Raw genomic sequence first — 20,094 nt, forward strand, 5'->3', positions numbered from 1 at the left:
CGCTAGTTTTTCTAAGATATATCCTTGTTGTTTCGATTGATTCATGTCCCATGAGATCTGCTAACAAGGATATATCTTTTCTTTTTTCTAAAAAGTTTTAGCAAATCTGTGACGAAAGGAATGAGGATAAACAACATTTAAATTCATTTTATATTTTTTAGCCAAGACTTTTAATTGATGTGATAATCCTCTAGTGGTTATTTGTTTCTTTGTTTTGTTAAGAAACAAATAACCAGCATCCCTATCAACTGAATCATAATACTCAATGGCTTTTATGCGTAATTTCTTAGGTATAAAAATTCTCCTTATTTTACCTGATTTAGTATATAAATCTATATAACCTCGTTTTAAATTTTCGTATTTAAATTGTATAAGTTCTGAAACCCTAGCTCCAGTTGCACCTAAAAACCTTACAATAAAATATAATTCATAATTTTGATCTTTAAGTAATTTATTTTTTAAGAATTCATAATCAGCATCACTAATAACATTCTCAAGATAGCTAGTTTGTTGCAATTTAATAAATTTTAGTTTTAGTTTTTCTTTATTAATATATTCAAGGTATTTGTTGATACCTTGAATTCTTAAATTTACTGTTTTGCCTTTATAGTTATCAACTAAAAGGGCTTTAAAAGCTAATAAATTTTGTTTGGTGATTTCATCAAAATATTTAAAGTATAAATCTAAAGAAAATTGATAAGAATCAATTGTATTTTTTGATAAATTTTGGTGAAGTAAAAATATTTTAAAATCTTTCATTTGGTACCTCCACTATTGAAGGTACCAAATTTTAAAAATATTTATTTAATAATTTTTGTTTTATTTGTTTGAATTTATTTATCTTTTGTCTTAGTAAAGATAATTCATAAATAAATGATTTATATTTTTTATCATATTCTTCAATCTGATTTTCAGATAATTTTGGTACAAGTATTTTTAAGAATGTTTCGTTATTGATTCCGCCATAGTTGTCCCTACTGAATTTAAATCTCTTTGAATATTAAAATCATTTGAAATAATTATTGCTGATAATAGTGAAATTGGCAATTTAGTAGATTCATAAATACCTAAAAAACCAGTTGAAAAGATCGAATTTTTAACAATATCCAAATCATAACCCGTGAGAATTATTTTTTTATTTGAATCTCTCATTTTAGCAAACCAAACACTATTTTTAATAGGTGTCATGTTTGCTCGTGATGGTTTATTTTCATATGTAATTAAATCACCACCTGATATAGTATTTATAGCATCTACTTTTGAAGTATCAATATAAATTTTTGTATTAACAAATTTATCAATACCAGATTTTATTATTTGTGGATCATAGTATTTAATAAAAGTTTTTTCACTAAATTGCATTAATGATACTGATAAGATCTTACATATTATCTTGATTCTTTCTTGATAATTCTCAATCAAATCATCAACGCTGCCGATAGTGTTAATTAACTAGAAGTATTTATTTAATAAATTTTGTTTTATATTTTGTAATTTAATATTCTGTTGTTTATATTTGGATATCAAGTTATAAATTTTAGCTATTCTATCATCAGTTATTGAGGAATAAATATTTAGTATAATTGATATTTTTTCAATCATTGATTTAGTAATGAATTTTATAACTGAACCTGATGAATTAATATTTAAGTTATTCACCTCAAATTCACATGATTTTAGGAATAAATAAAAGTATTTTTTAGGTGTTAGTACATAAGTTCTTTGATATGCATTAAACTTACCATCATAGTATTTACATGTGATAACACCATTACCAGATATAATTATTGCTTTACAATCGTATGCATAATTATTAATATATAAATATTCGCTACCACAAGTGAAAAATGGATACCTTCCGTTTTCAACAGCTGAATTAACATTTAGTTTTCCAGTTTTTATTTCGCAATAATCACCTAATTTTACACTAGTATTATTATATGATCTGTTTAAATAATCTTGATAAATTAAGTCACTATATATCTTTAATTTATCAATAATTTTATTGTTAAATTCAATCAAATCATCAACACTGCCGATAGTGTTAACTATCAAGATATTGTTACATATATGATATGTATACTTACATTGCATAACATTACACTTCTTTTTGATATAATACATAAGAACTATTTAATATAAAAATAACCTAATCCTATAATATTAAAAATATAATTTTACTTACACTAAATAATATAGAAAGTTACAATTATGCTAAAAGAAAAAGATATTAATTGGAAATGTCACATGCAAAAAACTTGCATGTGACATTTCCAATTAATAATTTAAAAAAAATAGTATAAATTATTTATGAGAATAATACACAACTTAGTTAAGTATAAAATTTAAACAATTATGAATAAAAAATATTCGGATTTTGTCCAAATATCTTTTACATGTCTACAAAGTTAGAATGTTATTTAATAAATTTACTAAAAAAGATTAAATTGTAGTTATTAAATAATAAAACATAATTATACATAAAATTATTTGACATAATGTGCATAACTTATAAGTTAAAAACTTGACACTTTAAAAATTCTTATTTTAATTATGTATATAATTCATTATCTCTTTACAATTTTACTTAAACTAATCCCGCGCTTAGTTTTCCAAACCTCTCACCCATTGCTTGAGCTACCTATCACAAAATCGGCTGCACCTGAAGGTGAAGCAAATTTATAGTCATTTAGTAGAATATTATTTACAATAACTCCATCATTTATTAATTGATTTCTAAGTTTTAATGCATTTTGACAATGTTTAGGAAATGATTTTGTTGTTGTGTCTGATATTCTTGAACCTTTAAGGACGGTAAACACATTATTTGATCAATACCCAATTGCGTTTGAATTTCTATTTGTTATATAAAATAACCTTTGTTTTTTTTCTTCAATGTCATGGTTATTATTTTGTAAATTTTTGTTATTTTTCTTATTAATATCTAAAACAGAATAACCCAATATTTTAACTAACATTTTAATGTTATAAAGAAATTCATTCATTGATGATATTTCGCTTTCGCTAAGGTTTGTATTCTTATATGTATTTTTGTTTAAAACATTAAATTGTTTATTACTTTTTGCAATTGAAACTAATTCATTTTCTAGGTATTTTACCAAAGATTTATTTAAATCAGTTTTATATTTACTGACAAAACTTAAAGCAGTTGTTCAAGTATTAATTGGTTTATCTTCGTTATTATCATATGTATGTTCTTTTAAAGATTTCTCAATATTTTCAGCTTCCCCGATGTAAATACTATTATTATCATAAAACAAGAAATATACACCCGGGTGAGTTAAATCCGCTCGTTTTAATCCTTGTAATTTATCCCTTGGAATTTTAATTCCCTTTCCTGTCCAATTTGATATTTCAGCTGTAATAATACCATTAGGGTCACCATCAACTAAAAATAATTCTATTTTTTTACCATAGTTCATATTTATCCTTCCAAAAATATAAAACATAATTTATACACTAAATATTTAAGGTTATTTCTGTAATTTCTATTATATAAGAAGACAAAAAAGTTAAAATGAATGTTTATTATAAGGATTACATCCATTTTACTAAATATAATCTTGGGGGACAAAATATACCTTTTTAATATTTATAGTATTTAATTAATTTAAATATATTTTAATATATATATATATATATATATAGACAAAAAATTAAAAAACTTGATAATGCAAGTATAATAATAAATTTTAAATATAAAATTTAGCAAATCTAATAAATTATTATGTAATAATAATTTACATTCTACTTATTTAAGTATATAATTTTAATTACAAAATAGTAATTAACGTATAACAAAGTTAGGAGTTTAAATGAAAAAAGTAAATATTAAAATTAAAGATATTGCAAAAATGGAATTTGAAATATTAGAATATGCAAATCCAGGTGATTATATTAGTTTAAAAGGTTTAACAGACGAGCAAAGCCAAATAATTTCATCACATATAGCAAGTGCAATTAACAATATTGATAAAGTGGCTAAAGAAAAAATTTACCAGCAAGCTATTTCAGAAAATACCAAATCCATATTAGAATCTCAAGAATATAATGATCTTAAATTAAGTAATGAAAAAAAATTATCAGACCAAAAAGATGATTTTTATAACAAAATAATACCAAACAAAATTGAATTAGCAAAAAAAGAATGAGCAGATAAACAAGAAAATAACTTTAAATTAAAAGAGCAAGAAATAAAAATTAAATTACAAGAAGAATTGAATAATGCAAAAAATAACTCTATTAATTTACAAACTAAACTAACGGAAAAAGATCACCAAATTAAAACATTAAATAAGATATTAGAAGAATTAAAACAATCTAAAAAAGATGAAATAAATGATGCAAAGAAACATCTCGAACTACAAACTGTTGATAAACTTAAAAATAAAGAAATGCAAGTAAGGCACGAATTATCGCAACAACTAAATGACCAAGAAAAAGAAATAGTAGTTTTAAAAAATACTAACCAAAACTTAGATAAAAATCTACAAGAAAAAAACAAAGAAATAGAAGCGTTAAAAAATCAAATTAATGGGTTAACTATTAAACGTAGCTCTTTAGGTCACATTCAAGCAGCGGGCGAAGATTATGAAACTTATATTCACTCTTTATTGCAAAATAACTTTAATTTTGATGAACATATCAATTTTTATAAAGCAACACAAACCAAAAACGGAATAAAACCAGATATAATTATTGAGTTTTATGATAAAAAATCTTATGATCGTATTTTAATTGGAAAAATAGTTGTAGAAATAAAAGCCAAAGTTAGTGAAAAAGGTTCCAAAAAAAACGAAGAATTTTACTCAAAATTATCAAAAGATACCTACAATAATGATGCAGATTATGGTATTTTAATTACGGAACTAAATCCAGATGAAGATATTTTTATTGAAATGGTTCAAGGTTATAACAATATTTATGTAGTAAGGGATCGTTCTTTTATCACTCTAGTTAGAATGCTTAGATTGTTATTTGAAACAAAGGCTAAAGTAAATGTTGATTTGAAAGATTTTAAGGATAAAGAAACAATTAAACTTGAATTTAAAAAATTCTTTGAAGAAGAAGTTGAGAAGAACTTTGAAAGATTAAAAGATCGTTTAAAGGTTATTGGTGTAGCAGCTGAAGACATCATTAAATCAGCTCGTAAAATTGAAGAAAAAATGGACGAAATTGAACGAACTTCAATTAAGAAAATGGAAGCTGCTTTTGAAAAGAAATTCCAAAAACAAGATTTCTTAGAAAAATTAGATTCACTTAACCGTCGTAAATTAGAAAATATCAAAGAAATTGACCCTATCGAAGACTAACAAAAAATGTTTAAGGTTTATAACCCTAAACATTTTTTAATATTATTTATTCTCTTCGTAACTTGCTGTATATTTACATTTAGGAAATCCAGTGCAGCCAATAAATTGTTGTCCTTTTTTGTTATTACGCACTAATAGTTCTTGTTGGCACTGTGGACATGTTTGATTAATAGATGGTGTTTCAAATGTATAAACATTCATTTTTTGTGAAGCATATGCAAATTCTTCTTGGAATTTATCTCAAAAATCTTGCAATACGTCGTTTTTAGACAATTGCTTATCAGCAATTTTATCTAATTCTTCTTCAACTTTTGCTGTATAACTTTCGTTAATAATATTTGAAAATACATCAGTTAATGAATCACAAATTGCAAAACCAAATTCGGTTGGAACTAGTTGTGATGATTCGTTATTAACAAACTTACGTTCTTTAATTAAATTAACAGTAGTAGCAAAAGTTGATGGCCTGCCTACTTTAATATAATCAAGCATTTCGATAAGGGAACCTTCATTATATCTTGGAGCAGGTTTTGTAGCGTGTTCTTCAAAATTAAATTTTTCTACATTTACAATTTGACCTTTTGTATAATTTGGATCAATATGTTCTTGTTCTTTTTGTGTAACTACATAATACCCATCAAAGATAATTTTAGAATATGATTGTCTAAAATTATATTTATCATTAGAGAATTCATATAACTTAGATTCCCTAATAGGTTGAGTTATTAAAGCCATGAGTGTTGTATCATAAATTAGTTTATAAATTTTTAAATCATACTCAGTTAATTCAGGGTGCATTTTTGCTGCTTTTTCAGGTGTTAAGAAAACATCAGTAGGTCTAATCGCTTCATGAGCGTCTTGATCACCACTGAAACCTTTAATTTCTTTAGCAACATATTTATCGCCTCATTTTTGCTTAATATACTTTTGGGCTGCATTTATAAAATCATTTGATAAACGTGTACTATCGGTTCTCGGATAGGTAATTAATCCACCATTTCCAAAACCTTCATATAGTTTTTGTAAAATCCCTTGGGTTGATGCTGCAGAATACGGACTTTTCTTGTATAATGCGGCTTGTTTCAGTGGACTTATTGCACTAACTTTACGTTGGGATACGGTAAGATTTTCAACGAGCAATGTTTTAGGTGCAGTTTCAAAATGCTTCTTAATTTTATCTATTTCATTTGATAAAATTCAACCCTTACGATCAGATGGATTATTAGGATTATAATAATATGTTAAAAGCGGATTATTTTCTAATTTAGCATTTAACATAAAGTATTCTTCAGGTATAAAATTTTGTATTTCACGCTCACGGTCAACAACTAATTTAAGGGCAATAGATTGTACGCGCCCTGCTGTTGGGATACCAGGAGAATTTTTAAATTTAGCTTTCATTAAATTAGACAGCCTGAAACCAATAATGCGATCAAGCATGCGGCGCGATTTTTGTGCATCAATTAAACCTTGGTTTAGATCAACTGGATTTAGTATTGCTTTTAAAATTGCATCTTTAGTAATTTCATTATATTTTATTCTTTTGAAGTTTTCAATTTTAAAATAACTTACTAAATGGTTTCCAATACCTTCCCCCTCGCGGTCAGGATCGGTTGCAATATATACAAAATCAGTATCTTTTAATTCCTTTTTAATTGCATTAACTATTTTGGTCTTAGTGCGGTCTAATGAATATTTTGGTTCTCATGACTCTAAATCAATTCCCAAACTATATTGACCGTCTGTTTTCATTTTTAAAAAATGACCAACAGATGCTATAACTTTATAATCGTTTCCAAGATATTTTTGAATTGTGGAAACTTTGTTGGGTGACTCTACTATAACTAGATTTTTCATATTATAAAATATACAGTTTTTTTAATTATTTACAATAAAAAAACAAAAAAAGGTTTTATTTTTGCATTTTGTCTATTTCTATATTGTTAAAATAAATAAATATTAGGAAACAGGTATAATATTAATTATGAAGAGAAATTATTACCAAAAAATAAAAAATAATTACTTTTCCAATTATTGAAATTAGTATAGTTGGTCTGGCTTTTAGCGTTTCATCATTTAACAAAAATAAAAATCAATCATTAGATTGGTATGATTCATTAGTTAATAAGAAATTTGAAATTAGAAACCAAGGAATTAAAATGGGGTTAAATAATGATAATGAACAAGTTTCGGTCTTTGTGAACAATGATTTTGAACTGAAATTATTATTAAATCCAGGTTTTGAAACTGAAAACGAGGAATTTATAAGTAAATTTAATAATGACTTTGTAAACAAAGTAAATAAAAATAATTTAATTTATAAATGATTTGAAAAGTCAATAATGATGCCTATTGTATGATTTTATTTCGATGATGAAAGTGATAGACAAAGTTTTGTTAAAGTTATTAAAGATTGAAAAGAAATTCATAAGTTTATAATCTTTGAAAACAAGTTCAATAATATTAATTCCAACAATCTTGATCCACTTAAGCCCTTTGATAAAGAACCTAAAGAAGTAGAGTTGTCAAAATCAGTTGTTAGACTTTTAGACGATGATAGGAATATTGATCCTAACCTAAAAAAATTTATTGATTCAGTAAATAAAAATGCAAATATTGTCAATGTTTCAAATCATTTAAATAATTCATATGTTAATAAATTTGGTGTTGTAGAAGTTTGGAACCATCGTTTTGATACAAAATATCAAAAATATTTTAAAAATGGCATTGAAATAAACGACCTTAAAACTGAAAAAAATCCAAATTCTAAAACTCATGCAACTATGGTGTCTTTGATAGCAGGAGGTCAATATGGAATTGATCAATCTTCTAAAATATATTTACATAGATTTAATAATTTTGATAGTCACTGAACCTCATTAATTGAGAAAATGGTTAAAGTAGATGGAATTAAATTAATTAATCATAGTTATGGATATCGTATGTACAAGGAAATAGGTGTGCACAAAGAAATTTACCCGAGTTATTTACAAGGTTATAACGAAAATGCATATTTTCTTGATTATATATCTCGTAAGTATGGAGTAATAAACGTTTTTTCAGCAAGTAACGATGGCAAAGATAATATGCACCTTATTACAGGTCCTCAATTATCGTTTAATTCTGTTATTGTCGGAGCACTTGATGATAAAGCAACAAGAGAAAATTTAAAATATAATATTATAGCCGATTACTCTAACTATAGATTACCAAATGAATTCAAGGATATTTCTAAACCATTAGTGGTTGCACCAGCTCAGTTTTATAATCCTGTATATAACGTAAATAATTACTATAACGGAACTAGTTACGCTGCTCCTATTGTAACAGGTTTAATTTCAAACCTAATGAAATATAATGAAAAAATAAGAAATAGTGATAATAGGACCCCAATTGTAAAAGCGATTTTATCAGCTTCAGCTGTAAGCCCAAAAATAGAAGATTTAAAATATAAATTTAGTGGTTATGCAGAAAAGTATGGGGCAGGAACTGTAGATTTCCAAGCAATGCTTTTAGCAGCACAAAACTATAAAGTTAAGGAAATTAACCCAACTGTAGCTTCAGGTACTTATGTGCTTGCAAGTGATCCATTAGAACTCAAAAAAGGCCAAACAATTAAAATATCTAGTTCCTGAACTTTTAATGCCGGTATATTAAAAAGTTCACCAATGTTTTCATATTATTCTTTAAATAACAATAACTATTGAGAAAATAGGTTAAACAGATTTGCTATAGCAAGGGAATATAATGCCAATCAATCTTTATTAATTTCTAATTCTTATGATGTAAGTACACATAAAGATGCCCACTGACTTAAAAAAGAAGAAGCTAAAAAGAGGCAAAAAAATAGATGATTTTCAGACTATGATTTAATTCTTGAAAAATTAGAAAATAATGGAATCAGAAAAACAGTTGAAAGTATTGTTACAATTGTAACTAACGATGAATTAATAGAATATAAAGTTCCTCAAAGTGGCCTTTATAGATATACAGTTAGAAAACTATCAGAAAGTTCATTTGAAAACTCTGTTGATGATATTGTTGCTGTAACCCATGTGGTAAGAGATGAAAATTATTAAAAAATTATTATTGTCAGGGTCATTTTTTCTTCCTTTGATAAGTTTTTCATGTAGTACAAAAGAACCACAACTAATTATTAAAAAACCTTTGGTTGATGACCATACCAAAGATAAAAAAACTGAAAATAAACTACCTATAGTAATAACAATAGAACAACCTCCAGTTTTTGTGGATAAGATTAGTGATATTGATGGTAAAAAAGGAAAAGAATTACAAAATAATACAAAAGAACCTACTATTTTAAACGAAGAACAAATCATTGGAGAACTGGAAGAAATATACCAAGATATTTACCGTGTATATGAATCATTTACAAAAACAGGAGTTTTCGCACCTAAAGAATGATTAGAAGAAGATCATGAAACAATTAAAGAGCAATACAAACAAAAAGGTATCGACACATTTAATATAACCTTTTTTAGTAGTTACCCTCCTTATCTAGAAGATATTAAGCAAGAAAAATGATTCGCAGCACGCTATGCACGAATAACTAATAAAGATGATTTTGACACTTATATTATAGAAAGATTCAAAGAACTCAATAAATCAAATGAATATAATGAGAGCACAAAGATAAAAAAACTATTTGAAGAATTATATTTAAATAACAAAGATGCATACGATCTTTTGAAAAGTAATGATATTTTCATAAAAACGGTATCAGGTAATTCTACAGAACCACGAGGCTCATCTATAATACCGATTTATGATAATCAAAGTGTAACGATAACTTCCATTGAACCACATGATAGCGATCCAGGCCCTGCTCCAATCCCTGATGTTTATAATCCTGATCCATCCCGTATTTGAAGGGTTTTCTTAATCAAAAAAAAATTTGCAGTGCAATATCGTGATATAAAGAGGGATAAAGACACTTCAGTGATCGCTTTTGGAAGTGAACTTATTAATTGATACAAAAATTTATTTTTAAAACAATATCCCCAAACATAGTTTAATCATAAAAGTTATTAGTTGCTTATGCTACCCCTACTTTTTCAAAAAAAACAACATATAAATTTATTTATTTAGCATTTTGATTTTTTACGTTTAATAATATAATAGATACGAGTATAAGAGCAAACTATATAAATAATTTAGAATTAAGCTAAATACTCCTTGACTATTATATAAATAAATAGTCCAGTAAGACCATAAGGAGAACAATGAACAAATACGAAATTATGATGATTGTTGATCCAAAAACTGATGCAACTGTTGCATTTAAATTATTAACAAATGTTTTTGGAGCAGGTGTTACAAAATCTGAAAAATTGGAAAACAATCGTTTAGCTTACAAAATTAATAAATCTGCATTTGGACAATATGTTTTAGCAAATGTTGAAACAGAAGGTTCTAAAATTGCAGAATTTACACGTCGTACAAATATTATTAAAGAAATTTGGAGAGTACTTGTTATTAACTTGGATACCGAAAAAGGATTCCAACCTAACACTAAACTAGGTGTTGCTGGACAAAAACAAAATAGACAACCAAGAAAAAGAGTTTATACAAAAGAGTTAAAAGAAAAACAACAAGAGCAATAATAAGAATTATTAATTTCAAAATATCATTTATTAGAAAATTAGGAGGGAGTTAAAGTGTTAAACAGAGTTATATTAATTGGGCGCACAACACAAGAACCTGAATTATCTTACACAAAGCAAGGTGTTGCATATTCAAGGCTTACTTTAGCCGTAGATCGTAAAAGATTTAATAATGAGCGTCAAACTGATTTTATTCCATTTGTATTATGGAGAAATCAAGCTGAGTTTGCTAAGAATTATATTCGCAAAGGGACAATGCTATGCATTGAAGGCGAGATTCATATTAGCCAATATACTAATCTAACTACTAATCAATTGCAAAGATCTTTTGATGTAGTTGTATCAGATATTAAGATCTTACAATCTAGAACGCAAGGTTTTGGTAATGACCAAAAAACTATAAGTTCTAACACAAACCAAGCGAATATAAATAAATCACAATCAAATAATTTTGAAAATCATAACAACTTCCCAGGGTCAGACTTTAGTAATATTGTTGATGATTCAACCCAAACAATTGATCCAAAAACTAACGAACAATTACACGAATTAGATGAAATTATTTTTAATGATGATACTTCCGGATTAACATTTCAATTTGATGAAGAAAATTAGGAGTTTTACATGGTATTTAACAAAAACAAAAAAACTTTTTTAAATAGAAGAAAAGTTTGTCTATTTTGCGAAAGCAAACAAACCTATATTGATTACAAAGATACTGAGGTTTTAACTAAATATATTTCAGCAACTGGACAAATCAAATCTAAATCACTAACAGGTACATGTGCTAAGCACCAAAGAAAATTAGCAACTGCTATTAAAAGAGCAAGATTCATTGCTTTATTACCATTTACAATTGTACGTACACGTTCAAATTCAAGATAAATTTGCAACCTTAAAAACTGAAAAGAAGAACTGAAAATTTCATTAACAGTTTTTCTTTTTTTTATTATAATATCTACCAATATGAAAAGGAGATTGATTTTATTTAGAATTTTAGAAAATAAAAAAATTTTAAATCTTTTTACAGATATTTCATACCCCTGTGTACCTTGCAATAGAGAAGAATATTGCGAGAATCTTTTTGATACCGTCTCCCCACTGACTAATTGCATATTTTAATAGTTAGAAAGGAGCAAATTGAAAACAAATAATAAAAAGAATATTAAACATATTATCGAATTAAAAAATATTGTTAAAACATTTGATAACAAAACAGTTTTAAACAATATTGACTTAAAAATAAATCGCGGTGAATTTGTCACCTTACTTGGGCCTTCTGGGTCTGGAAAAACAACTATCTTAAGATTAATTGGTGGTTTTGAATGAGCCACCCGTGGTGAAATTAAATTTAATGGTCGTGATATAAAGGACCTTTCGCCTCATAAAAGAAATGTTTCAACTATTTTCCAAGACTATGCTTTATTTACCCATTTAAATGTCTATGGAAATATATTATATGGATTAAAACTAAAACGTGTACCACGTGATACTGTAAGTAGTTTTCGATTAAATGAATTAGAAAAGAAAAAAGTATTATGAGAAGCCAAAGCAAAAGCTAAAATGGATGAATTAGATAAAATCCAAGATAAATATTTAGAAGAATTACAAACCTTAAAACAAGGAACATATAAATTCAACAAACGTCAAACTTGGCTTGATGACTCTGATTTTAAATATTCATATTGAGAAAATTTTGTGGATTTAAAAGTTCAAGATTATGAAAATAAATACTTTAAGCGCCGTATGACTAAAGAAGAGCTTAATGAAAAAACCAAACGTATTATTGAAATAGTTGGTTTATCCGGTAATGAAACAAAAGCTATTTCTGAATTATCTGGAGGGATGAAGCAAAGAGTTGCTTTGGCCCGTAGCCTTGTTATTGAACCCGAAATTTTATTACTAGATGAGCCCTTAAGTGCCTTAGATGCTAAAATTCGTCAAAGAATGCAAGTTCTACTTAGAAGTGTACAACAAGAACTTGGTTTAACGTTTATTTTTGTTACCCACGATCAAGATGAAGCTTTAGAATTATCAGATCGTATTGCTATTATGCGTGATGGAGTTATTGAACAATATGATACTCCTAAGAATATCTATGATTATCCTGTTAATATTTGGGTTGCTAAATTTATTGGTGATTCAAATGTGTTCCAAGCTAAAATGTCTGGTGGTGGGAATGTTAAATTATTTGGTCGTGAATATAAAACTATTCATGAGGAAGATGAGTTTCCAAAAAATACTGAAGTTGATGTCTTAATTCGTCCTGAGGATATCGATATAACTAGTGGCCAACAAGTTAAAAAAGAAGGTAAGATTATTGGTGAAGTTGTGGATGTGTCATACCGTGGCTCTTACTACTACCTTAAAATTGAAGCAAATGATGGTAATATTTTTAATGTTGAAACTGCGAAGAAATTTGACCTAAATGAAAAAGTATACTTAAGTTGAACAATTGACTCGATTCATTTAATGAAAAAAGATCCAAAGTGAGATTATAATCATAATGAATTCAAAAATTAAATCCCTCTTCACCTTTGATAAAAAAGCTTATTTATTTCTACCATATTTTTTTATTGCAATCTTTTTAATTTTATTACCTATTTTGATGATTGTTATTAGTGCCTTTTCAACTGAAGATTTTGATGCATATGTTTTAATCAAAGATTCAAATACTTGAAATATTATTTTTAGATCTTTATGAATTGGAGTTGTATCCTCAATTTTATGCTTATTAATCGGTTTCCCATATGCATATTTTGTATCAACTTCAAAATCAAAATTATTCAAAATTTTTGCACTTAGTTTAATTATCAGTCCTTTAGCTATTTTCACTGTTGCAAGGATTTATTCAATTAAAGGACTAGCCCTTGCGGTTTTTGCTTCAAATCCAAAATCATTAAATAATGAATTCTTTATTATTTTTGGTTTAACATATCTTAATATTCCTTTAATGGTTATGCCTTTATATACAGTTTTTAAAGATATGCCAAAGAATATTATTGAAGCAAGTCATGATTTAGGATATGGTTTAACTGGGACACTTTTTAAAGTGGTAATTCCTTATGGAACTAAAGCTATCTTAAGTGGTCTAGGAATCATCTTTTTATCCAGTGCTACGACATTTATCGTTAGTGCTAAATTATTACCAGATGGTTCACAAAAGCAATTAATTGGAATAGTGATTAACTCAAAAATAAATCCAGGTAATAAATATGATTTAAGCAGTGGATCAATGTTAGTTATTGTTGTATCAGCCATTTTTATTGGATTATATTCATTATTACAACTAGCACCAAAACTAATTTTTAAACTTAAAAAAGGGGCTCACTATGAATAAAATTACTAGTTTTTTAAGAAACAGTTATATTTATTTAATTTTAGCTTTTATTTATGTGCCATTAGTTTTTGGGGTTATCTTTAGTTTTAATAAACCAACTCCAAAAGGTGAATTTAACCCAACTTGAGTTGGCAGCACCCTTGATAATTGAAAAGGTTTATTTGATGCTGGACGTGATTTAAGTTTAATTAATACAATGCTATTAGGTTTTATTGTTAGTGCTTTAGTTATTAGCCTTAGTTTAACAACTGTTTATGCAATATACCGCAGAAAAAATCGTTTAATAGGTACTACACTTTCAGTTACCTCAAATATTCCATTAATCAACCCTGATAATATCACTGCAATTGGACTAGTTTTAGTTTTTAGCTCTTTTTTTGGAATTGTTGCAGTAGATAGCGAAGGATTTGGAAGGGTTATTATTGGTCATACAGTTATGACTTTACCATATGGAATTCTATTAATGTTACCCAGAAGTGAAAAATTTAATAATAACTTATACGAAGCCTCGCAAGACTTAGGTTACTCTAAATTTAGATCATGAGTTAAAACATATTTAGTTTATATGGTTCCTTCAATTATTAGTGTTTTAGTTGTTAGTTTAGTTTTTAGTTTTGATGATTTTATTATCACAAGAACTGTATCTAATACCTCAACACTGGGCACAAAACTTTATGAAGGTGCTTTTGAACCATGAGGTTTAGTTCTTGGTTCGATTGTGCTATTTATCGTTTTAATTTCAAACATTGCATATGCAGTTTATAAATCTAAAAAGTAATTAAAATGAAATTATGAAAAAAATATAAAACAAAAATATTGCTATCTGGAGGAATTGTTGCAATTGCCTCTGTTTTTGGAGCAGTTTTAGGTACAAAATTAACCACAAACTTCAAACCAAGTTTTTATAACTATAAATCATATATGTCAAGTGACAATATTGACAAATTAAATGAAACATTTGATTACAAAGAATTTGATGAAATTAACCAATTCAGCACTGCTTTAATTAATAATAAAGCAGTTGCTGGTATTGGATCTGATTTTTTAGCTGCTGAATTAGTTAAAAAGAAACTAATTGGCAAAATTGACTATGCTGCATTACTAAATTTGCCTGAATTAGATGGGTTTTTAGAATCTGATAATTTAAAAACTTTTGTTAATTCTAATGCTTTTTCTAATCTATCAGTAAGCGAGCAAAATTTATATAAGGATAAACTTAATGCCGCTTTAAAACAAAAACAATTAATTAAAGCATATGTAAAATTAACACTTCGACCAGAAATATGGGACCATCTTCAAAAATATCAACTTGAAAATGGTGGTGAAATGTGGGAATATTTCTATCCATATTTTTCTCAAGATATGGTTGTTGCTTATAATATTAAGAAAAACCCAGTTGCTCAAGAAATTTCTGATGAAGAAGGATCAATTGATATTACAAAGTATGAAGATAGTTTTAAAAATACTGATATTAAAGATCCTTTATCATTTATAAATGTTCTCAAGATTCTTGGTATGAATAATTTTAATAAATGATATATTACTGATGCAATTAGGGATAATATGATGTATGGCTCTGCATATTGGCCATTACCTCAAGGTAGAACCGAAAATAATTTTACTGGTCAAGTTTTAGACAATGAAACTGACGGTAACGAAACCTATAAAATTTTAATTGATGCATTTGCTGATTTAATTAAGGATGGTACCGGATACCATGTAAAAGACGCAAAACACATTTCCTTTAATGGTGATGGTTTGGAGATTGTTAATAATTTAATTAATCCGAATCGTAATGATGTTAATGTTGCTATTATGTATAATGGTGATGCAATTGATGCTTATTATGGATCAGATAATTTTCCCAATTTAGTGGAAGATGGGCACATCAGAGCCATCAAACCTAAAAACAATATTTTATTACTTGATGGCCTAGTTGTTTCATCTGGTGTATCTAAAGAAAATTCAAAATTATATGCACAAAAGGCATCTGAAAGTTTTTTCCAAGGAACCATAGAAATCATTAATTCATATAAAGAATTACTAGAAAATAACAATGTTAAAGCATTAACAAATGATATTAATCAAGACCAATTTATTGATATTCAACATAAAACAATGTTTAAACGTTTAGTAACTAATTGGAAACAACTTAAATTTACTGAATTAACTGAGCTAAATGATTCTTATAAAAGTTCTGATATTGAAAACTTTATCGATAAATTTAGCAATTTAATTGATTTAAGTTTAGATGAAAATAGAGAAAATTATCAAGAATACTTATCAATACAAAAAAAATACCAAAATGGCCAAGATGTAGAATTTGAGGACCGTATAAATCTCTTTATCAAGATTATTAAAAAACATCTTGATACTTATGCAAATGATTTTTATACAAAGATTATCGAAATTGTTAATAGTAATGAACAAATTCCGCAAGAATTTACCACTTCACAAGATACATTAAACAACGAATTTGAAATTGATTTATTTACTGGTTTTATTAGAGATAGTTTTAAAGATCTAAAGGAAACTTTAAAAGACATAAATGATATCAATGAGAAAAAAACTTTTATTGGATTATTTTTAGCAAGAAAAATAGCAATACTAGATTTTAGTAATGCTAAAGATAAATATAATTTTACTAATTTTGATTATGTAAATTATGTGCCAACTAATATTGCTGATTATGAACAAGTTTTACAAAATTACTTTTTAGATCCGGTTAGTGGTCAAGATGCAATTGCTATAAATCTTTATGAAATTAATAATAGTGTTGGTTTAATTCACGAAAATATCCACCCTGTTTCAGATGAATTACAGTCTAAAATTACAACATATTATTTTAATAAAACAAAATCATAAACAAAAAACCCTCATTAGGGTTTTTTTCTCTCTTATTTTAAAAGATTAATAATTTCGTTAATTGCCGCAATAATTGTGGTTCGTAATGTTTCTAAGTTATTATAAGAATATTCATAATTAATACGATATTCATACCTAGTATATGTATAAGTACTGGTGGTATTTGCCTGGTGTGTTTTTGTTGGTGTATAAGAATTAAGTTGTTCTAATATTTTATTTAATTTAGTAAGAGTGTTACTAATTTTGCCCTTTAATGTGGAATTTTCATAATCTAAATTCCTAATGTTATTTTTTAAAATTTCAATTTGACTTTGAAGGTTTTTAATCATGTTATTTGCTTGATTATGTGCACTAATTTTATTTAGATTTTCAGCTATTAATTCATTATTTTTAGATATTTCCCTGTCTAATTCTTGTGTTAATTCATCAATACGGTTGTTATTATTTTGGTTTTGTTGGTTTAAATTATTTATAACTTGGTTTTGGTGAAGAATACGCTTAGTTAAATCTTGGTTTTCATTTCTTAATTGGCTAATTAAGGTATTCTTATCGGATATTTGGGCTTTTAATGCATTATTTTCGCTTGTTAAGTCATCATTATGAGTTGATAATTGTGCATTAGTAGCCATTTGAGTATTTAATTCCTTATTTAAATGATTATTTTGAGTTTGTAATTGTGCATTTTTTTCTCTTTGAGATGCTAAATTGCTGTCTAATTCCGCTTTTTGGGTATTTAATTGTGTGATTATGTTATTTTTATTTGCTATTTGAGCAGTTAAAGAATTATTTTCATTTACTAATGTATTGTTCTGATTTGATAATTCCGAATTATTATTCCTTTGGGTATTTAATTCATTTTGCAAATTATTATTTTCTTTTTCTAATTGCTTGATTAACTCATCTCTTTGAGCTAAAACTATGTTTATTTCATTAATTTGATTTTGTAATAATAAAACTTCGTTTTCTAGATTTAAAACTTGGTTATTTTTTTCGTTTATTGATCTTTGTAATGCAAGATTATCATCTTGTGCATTATTTAATTCAATATTTAGCCTTGCGATTTCTTTGTTTAATACATCAATATCATTTAGTTTAAGTAAAATATTGTCCTTTAAATCTTGGGTCTGTTTTTTCAAATCTTTTATATCCTCATCGCGTTTTTGAAGCAGGTTTTGAAGTTCTATATTTTTATTTTGGTTAAACTCATTTTTTAAAGATAGTATTTTTATTTCATTTGTTAAATTATCTATTTGTGATAATTTGCTATTTAAAACATTTTGCAAATAAGTGTGACTCACAACTAATTTATTATTTTCATTTATTGTGGTGTTAATTTCACTAGTAGATGCTTGTATATTTGTTTTAAGAGAATTCACATCTTCTTTATTTTGTAATATTTGGTTTTCTAAGTCTTGTAATTGGGTTTTACGGTTTTGAATTTTTTCATTTAAGTTTTTCAAATTTGCATCAGAAATAACTTTATTGACATCACTTTCATCATTAAAGTTTTTAAATTCTAATTCTAAATTTGTCAATTTAGTTTTTAAAATTTTATGCTCATTTTCTAAATTTTGTATATGTACCAATTTTTTTTGTAAATTAAGATAATCTTCCTTAAGATTAGAATGAATATTTTCCAAGTTTTGAAATTCCCCAGATATTTTTTGTGGCAATTCTTTTAATAAATCAGAAAAAGAAGTGCTGATGAACTTAGTAATTTCTTGAATATTTTGAGACGAAATTCTGAGTTGTTTTTCAATTTGTGCATCTTTTAGGATTTTATCTAATTTATTAATTAATTGTTCATGCTCTATTTCATATTTATCTACATTTGAAATTAAATCCTGATCATTTGAAAAGGTTAATTTTAATGCATTAATTATCTTTTTGTAATCTGAAACAATTTGATTTTGATAAGTTTTAAGGTTTTGCAATGCTTCAGTATATATCTTGTTAATTTGTGTTTTTTCAAGATTATTAACAATTGCGTTATTAACTTTCTCAATATTTTCACTTAAAAAACTATTTATTACATTGTTGTAGTTAATAAGAATTTGATATAAAGATATTGTTTGATTTATAAGTTTGTTTTCTATAGTTGCATTATCAACTGATTTTTCAGCTATATTAGATTCTAGTGTCAATAATTCAGGATTAAATTCTTCAATAAATTGATAATTTTTGATAGTTATCAAAAATTTATCATAAAAATCTAAAAAATCTTTTGTAGCTACAATAGTGTATTTATCATTTTTAATTGCTTCGATAGTTTCATTCATACCAGTTAATAAATTCATATTTTCTTGTTGAATTGCAAGGTTATGATCTGAATTTATAAATTTATCTTTATTATTGGCAATTAACTCATTTAATGAGTTGTTTTTTTCTTTAATGCTTGTTAAAAATGCATTTCAATTATTTGCTGCATTTTTAACAAGTTCATATAGTTTTTCATTTGATTCATTTGTGTTTTGAGTGTCATAAAGATATTTAACTAAATTTTGCCTGTATAAATCATTATTAATTATTTCAATTAGAGAATTCATATTGTTATTGATTGATTCAATTAATTGATCATGTTTTATTAATAAATCGCGCTTAGTGTTAATCGTAGCTAAAATTTCTTTGTTTTGATTAATTTTAGTGTCATTTTCACTAATATTTTGCTTATATGATTCTATTTCAGCACTGTAATTATTAGTTTCAAATTTTAATTGACTTTCTAATGCAATTAATTCACTTTGTAATAATTTTGTATCAATTGTAATATTAACAGTTTTTGCATCTTTTGGACCTTGGCTTTGCTTATTAACCAGCATTAATGTCAAAGGTATTGAACCAGCAATTGTTCCTAAAGCACCTATAACTATTAAATATTTTAATTTGTTTTTTAATTTTAGTGTCATTTTTCCTCCTAATAGTTTAATAACTA

At 26.1% G+C, this 20,094-nt stretch carries 16 protein-coding genes; 10 read left to right on the plus strand and 6 right to left on the minus strand.

Annotated features, from left to right (window positions below):
* Positions 1-87: 87 nt before the first annotated feature.
* The 4 genes from AC0B4K_RS01415 to AC0B4K_RS01430 form a co-directional block, all read right to left on the minus strand.
* Positions 88-759, minus strand: coding sequence for a tyrosine-type recombinase/integrase (locus AC0B4K_RS01415; RefSeq protein WP_465103504.1), 672 nt, complete (start codon positions 757-759; stop codon positions 88-90).
* A 177-nt stretch (positions 760-936) separates the two neighbouring features.
* On the minus strand, positions 937-1,422 hold the full coding sequence (locus tag AC0B4K_RS01420; protein ID WP_465103505.1) for a hypothetical protein: 486 nt from the start codon (positions 1,420-1,422) through the stop codon (positions 937-939).
* A 30-nt stretch (positions 1,423-1,452) separates the two neighbouring features.
* Positions 1,453-2,094, minus strand: coding sequence for a restriction endonuclease subunit S (locus tag AC0B4K_RS01425; protein ID WP_465103506.1), 642 nt, complete (start codon positions 2,092-2,094; stop codon positions 1,453-1,455).
* Between the two features lie 473 nt (positions 2,095-2,567).
* On the minus strand, positions 2,568-3,443 hold the full coding sequence (locus AC0B4K_RS01430; protein ID WP_465103507.1) for a GIY-YIG nuclease family protein: 876 nt from the start codon (positions 3,441-3,443) through the stop codon (positions 2,568-2,570).
* 393 nt (positions 3,444-3,836) lie between these two features.
* Here AC0B4K_RS01430 and AC0B4K_RS01435 point away from each other — a divergent pair, with 393 nt between their 5' ends.
* On the plus strand, positions 3,837-5,333 hold the full coding sequence (locus AC0B4K_RS01435; protein WP_465103508.1) for a DUF2130 domain-containing protein: 1,497 nt from the start codon (positions 3,837-3,839) through the stop codon (positions 5,331-5,333).
* 42 nt (positions 5,334-5,375) lie between these two features.
* On the opposite strand, the gene topA is transcribed toward AC0B4K_RS01435, so the two are convergent.
* Positions 5,376-7,190 carry a type I DNA topoisomerase gene (gene topA / locus AC0B4K_RS01440; protein ID WP_465103509.1) on the minus strand — a complete coding sequence of 605 codons (1,815 nt, stop codon included), beginning with the start codon at positions 7,188-7,190 and terminating at the stop codon, positions 5,376-5,378.
* Between the two features lie 302 nt (positions 7,191-7,492).
* Here topA and AC0B4K_RS01445 point away from each other — a divergent pair, with 302 nt between their 5' ends.
* From AC0B4K_RS01445 to AC0B4K_RS01485, 9 genes are all read left to right on the plus strand, one after another.
* A complete protein-coding gene (locus AC0B4K_RS01445; RefSeq protein ID WP_465103510.1) occupies positions 7,493-9,412 on the plus strand; it encodes a S8 family serine peptidase in 1,920 nt (639 codons plus the stop codon).
* Positions 9,399-10,364 (plus strand): hypothetical protein, encoded by a 966-nt coding sequence (locus tag AC0B4K_RS01450; RefSeq protein ID WP_465103511.1) that lies wholly within the window; start codon positions 9,399-9,401, stop codon positions 10,362-10,364. Before AC0B4K_RS01445 ends, AC0B4K_RS01450 begins: the two co-directional genes overlap by 14 nt.
* A gap of 212 nt (positions 10,365-10,576) precedes the next feature.
* Positions 10,577-10,957 (plus strand): 30S ribosomal protein S6, encoded by a 381-nt coding sequence (rpsF, locus tag AC0B4K_RS01455; RefSeq protein ID WP_465103512.1) that lies wholly within the window; start codon positions 10,577-10,579, stop codon positions 10,955-10,957.
* 54 nt (positions 10,958-11,011) lie between these two features.
* The gene (locus AC0B4K_RS01460; protein ID WP_465101365.1) at positions 11,012-11,572 is read left to right on the plus strand and encodes a single-stranded DNA-binding protein; all 561 of its coding nucleotides are present in this window, start codon (positions 11,012-11,014) and stop codon (positions 11,570-11,572) included.
* Positions 11,573-11,581: 9 nt separating this feature from the next.
* A complete protein-coding gene (gene rpsR, locus AC0B4K_RS01465) occupies positions 11,582-11,842 on the plus strand; it encodes a 30S ribosomal protein S18 (protein ID WP_465101366.1) in 261 nt (86 codons plus the stop codon).
* A 255-nt stretch (positions 11,843-12,097) separates the two neighbouring features.
* The gene (locus AC0B4K_RS01470) at positions 12,098-13,480 is read left to right on the plus strand and encodes an ABC transporter ATP-binding protein (RefSeq protein WP_465103513.1); all 1,383 of its coding nucleotides are present in this window, start codon (positions 12,098-12,100) and stop codon (positions 13,478-13,480) included.
* The gene (locus tag AC0B4K_RS01475; RefSeq protein WP_465103514.1) at positions 13,464-14,297 is read left to right on the plus strand and encodes an ABC transporter permease; all 834 of its coding nucleotides are present in this window, start codon (positions 13,464-13,466) and stop codon (positions 14,295-14,297) included. Before AC0B4K_RS01470 ends, AC0B4K_RS01475 begins: the two co-directional genes overlap by 17 nt.
* Complete coding sequence (locus tag AC0B4K_RS01480) at positions 14,290-15,075, plus strand: ABC transporter permease (RefSeq protein ID WP_465103515.1); 786 nt, start codon at positions 14,290-14,292, stop codon at positions 15,073-15,075. The genes AC0B4K_RS01475 and AC0B4K_RS01480 overlap by 8 nt, the downstream gene beginning before the upstream one ends.
* A gap of 5 nt (positions 15,076-15,080) precedes the next feature.
* Positions 15,081-17,162 carry a type 2 periplasmic-binding domain-containing protein gene (locus tag AC0B4K_RS01485; RefSeq protein ID WP_465103516.1) on the plus strand — a complete coding sequence of 694 codons (2,082 nt, stop codon included), beginning with the start codon at positions 15,081-15,083 and terminating at the stop codon, positions 17,160-17,162.
* A 32-nt stretch (positions 17,163-17,194) separates the two neighbouring features.
* Here AC0B4K_RS01485 and AC0B4K_RS01490 read toward each other — a convergent pair whose 3' ends face one another.
* Positions 17,195-20,068, minus strand: coding sequence for a hypothetical protein (locus AC0B4K_RS01490; protein WP_465103517.1), 2,874 nt, complete (start codon positions 20,066-20,068; stop codon positions 17,195-17,197).
* Positions 20,069-20,094: the final 26 nt, after the last annotated feature.

It is taken from the genome of Mycoplasma sp. 11548, assembly GCF_055523555.1.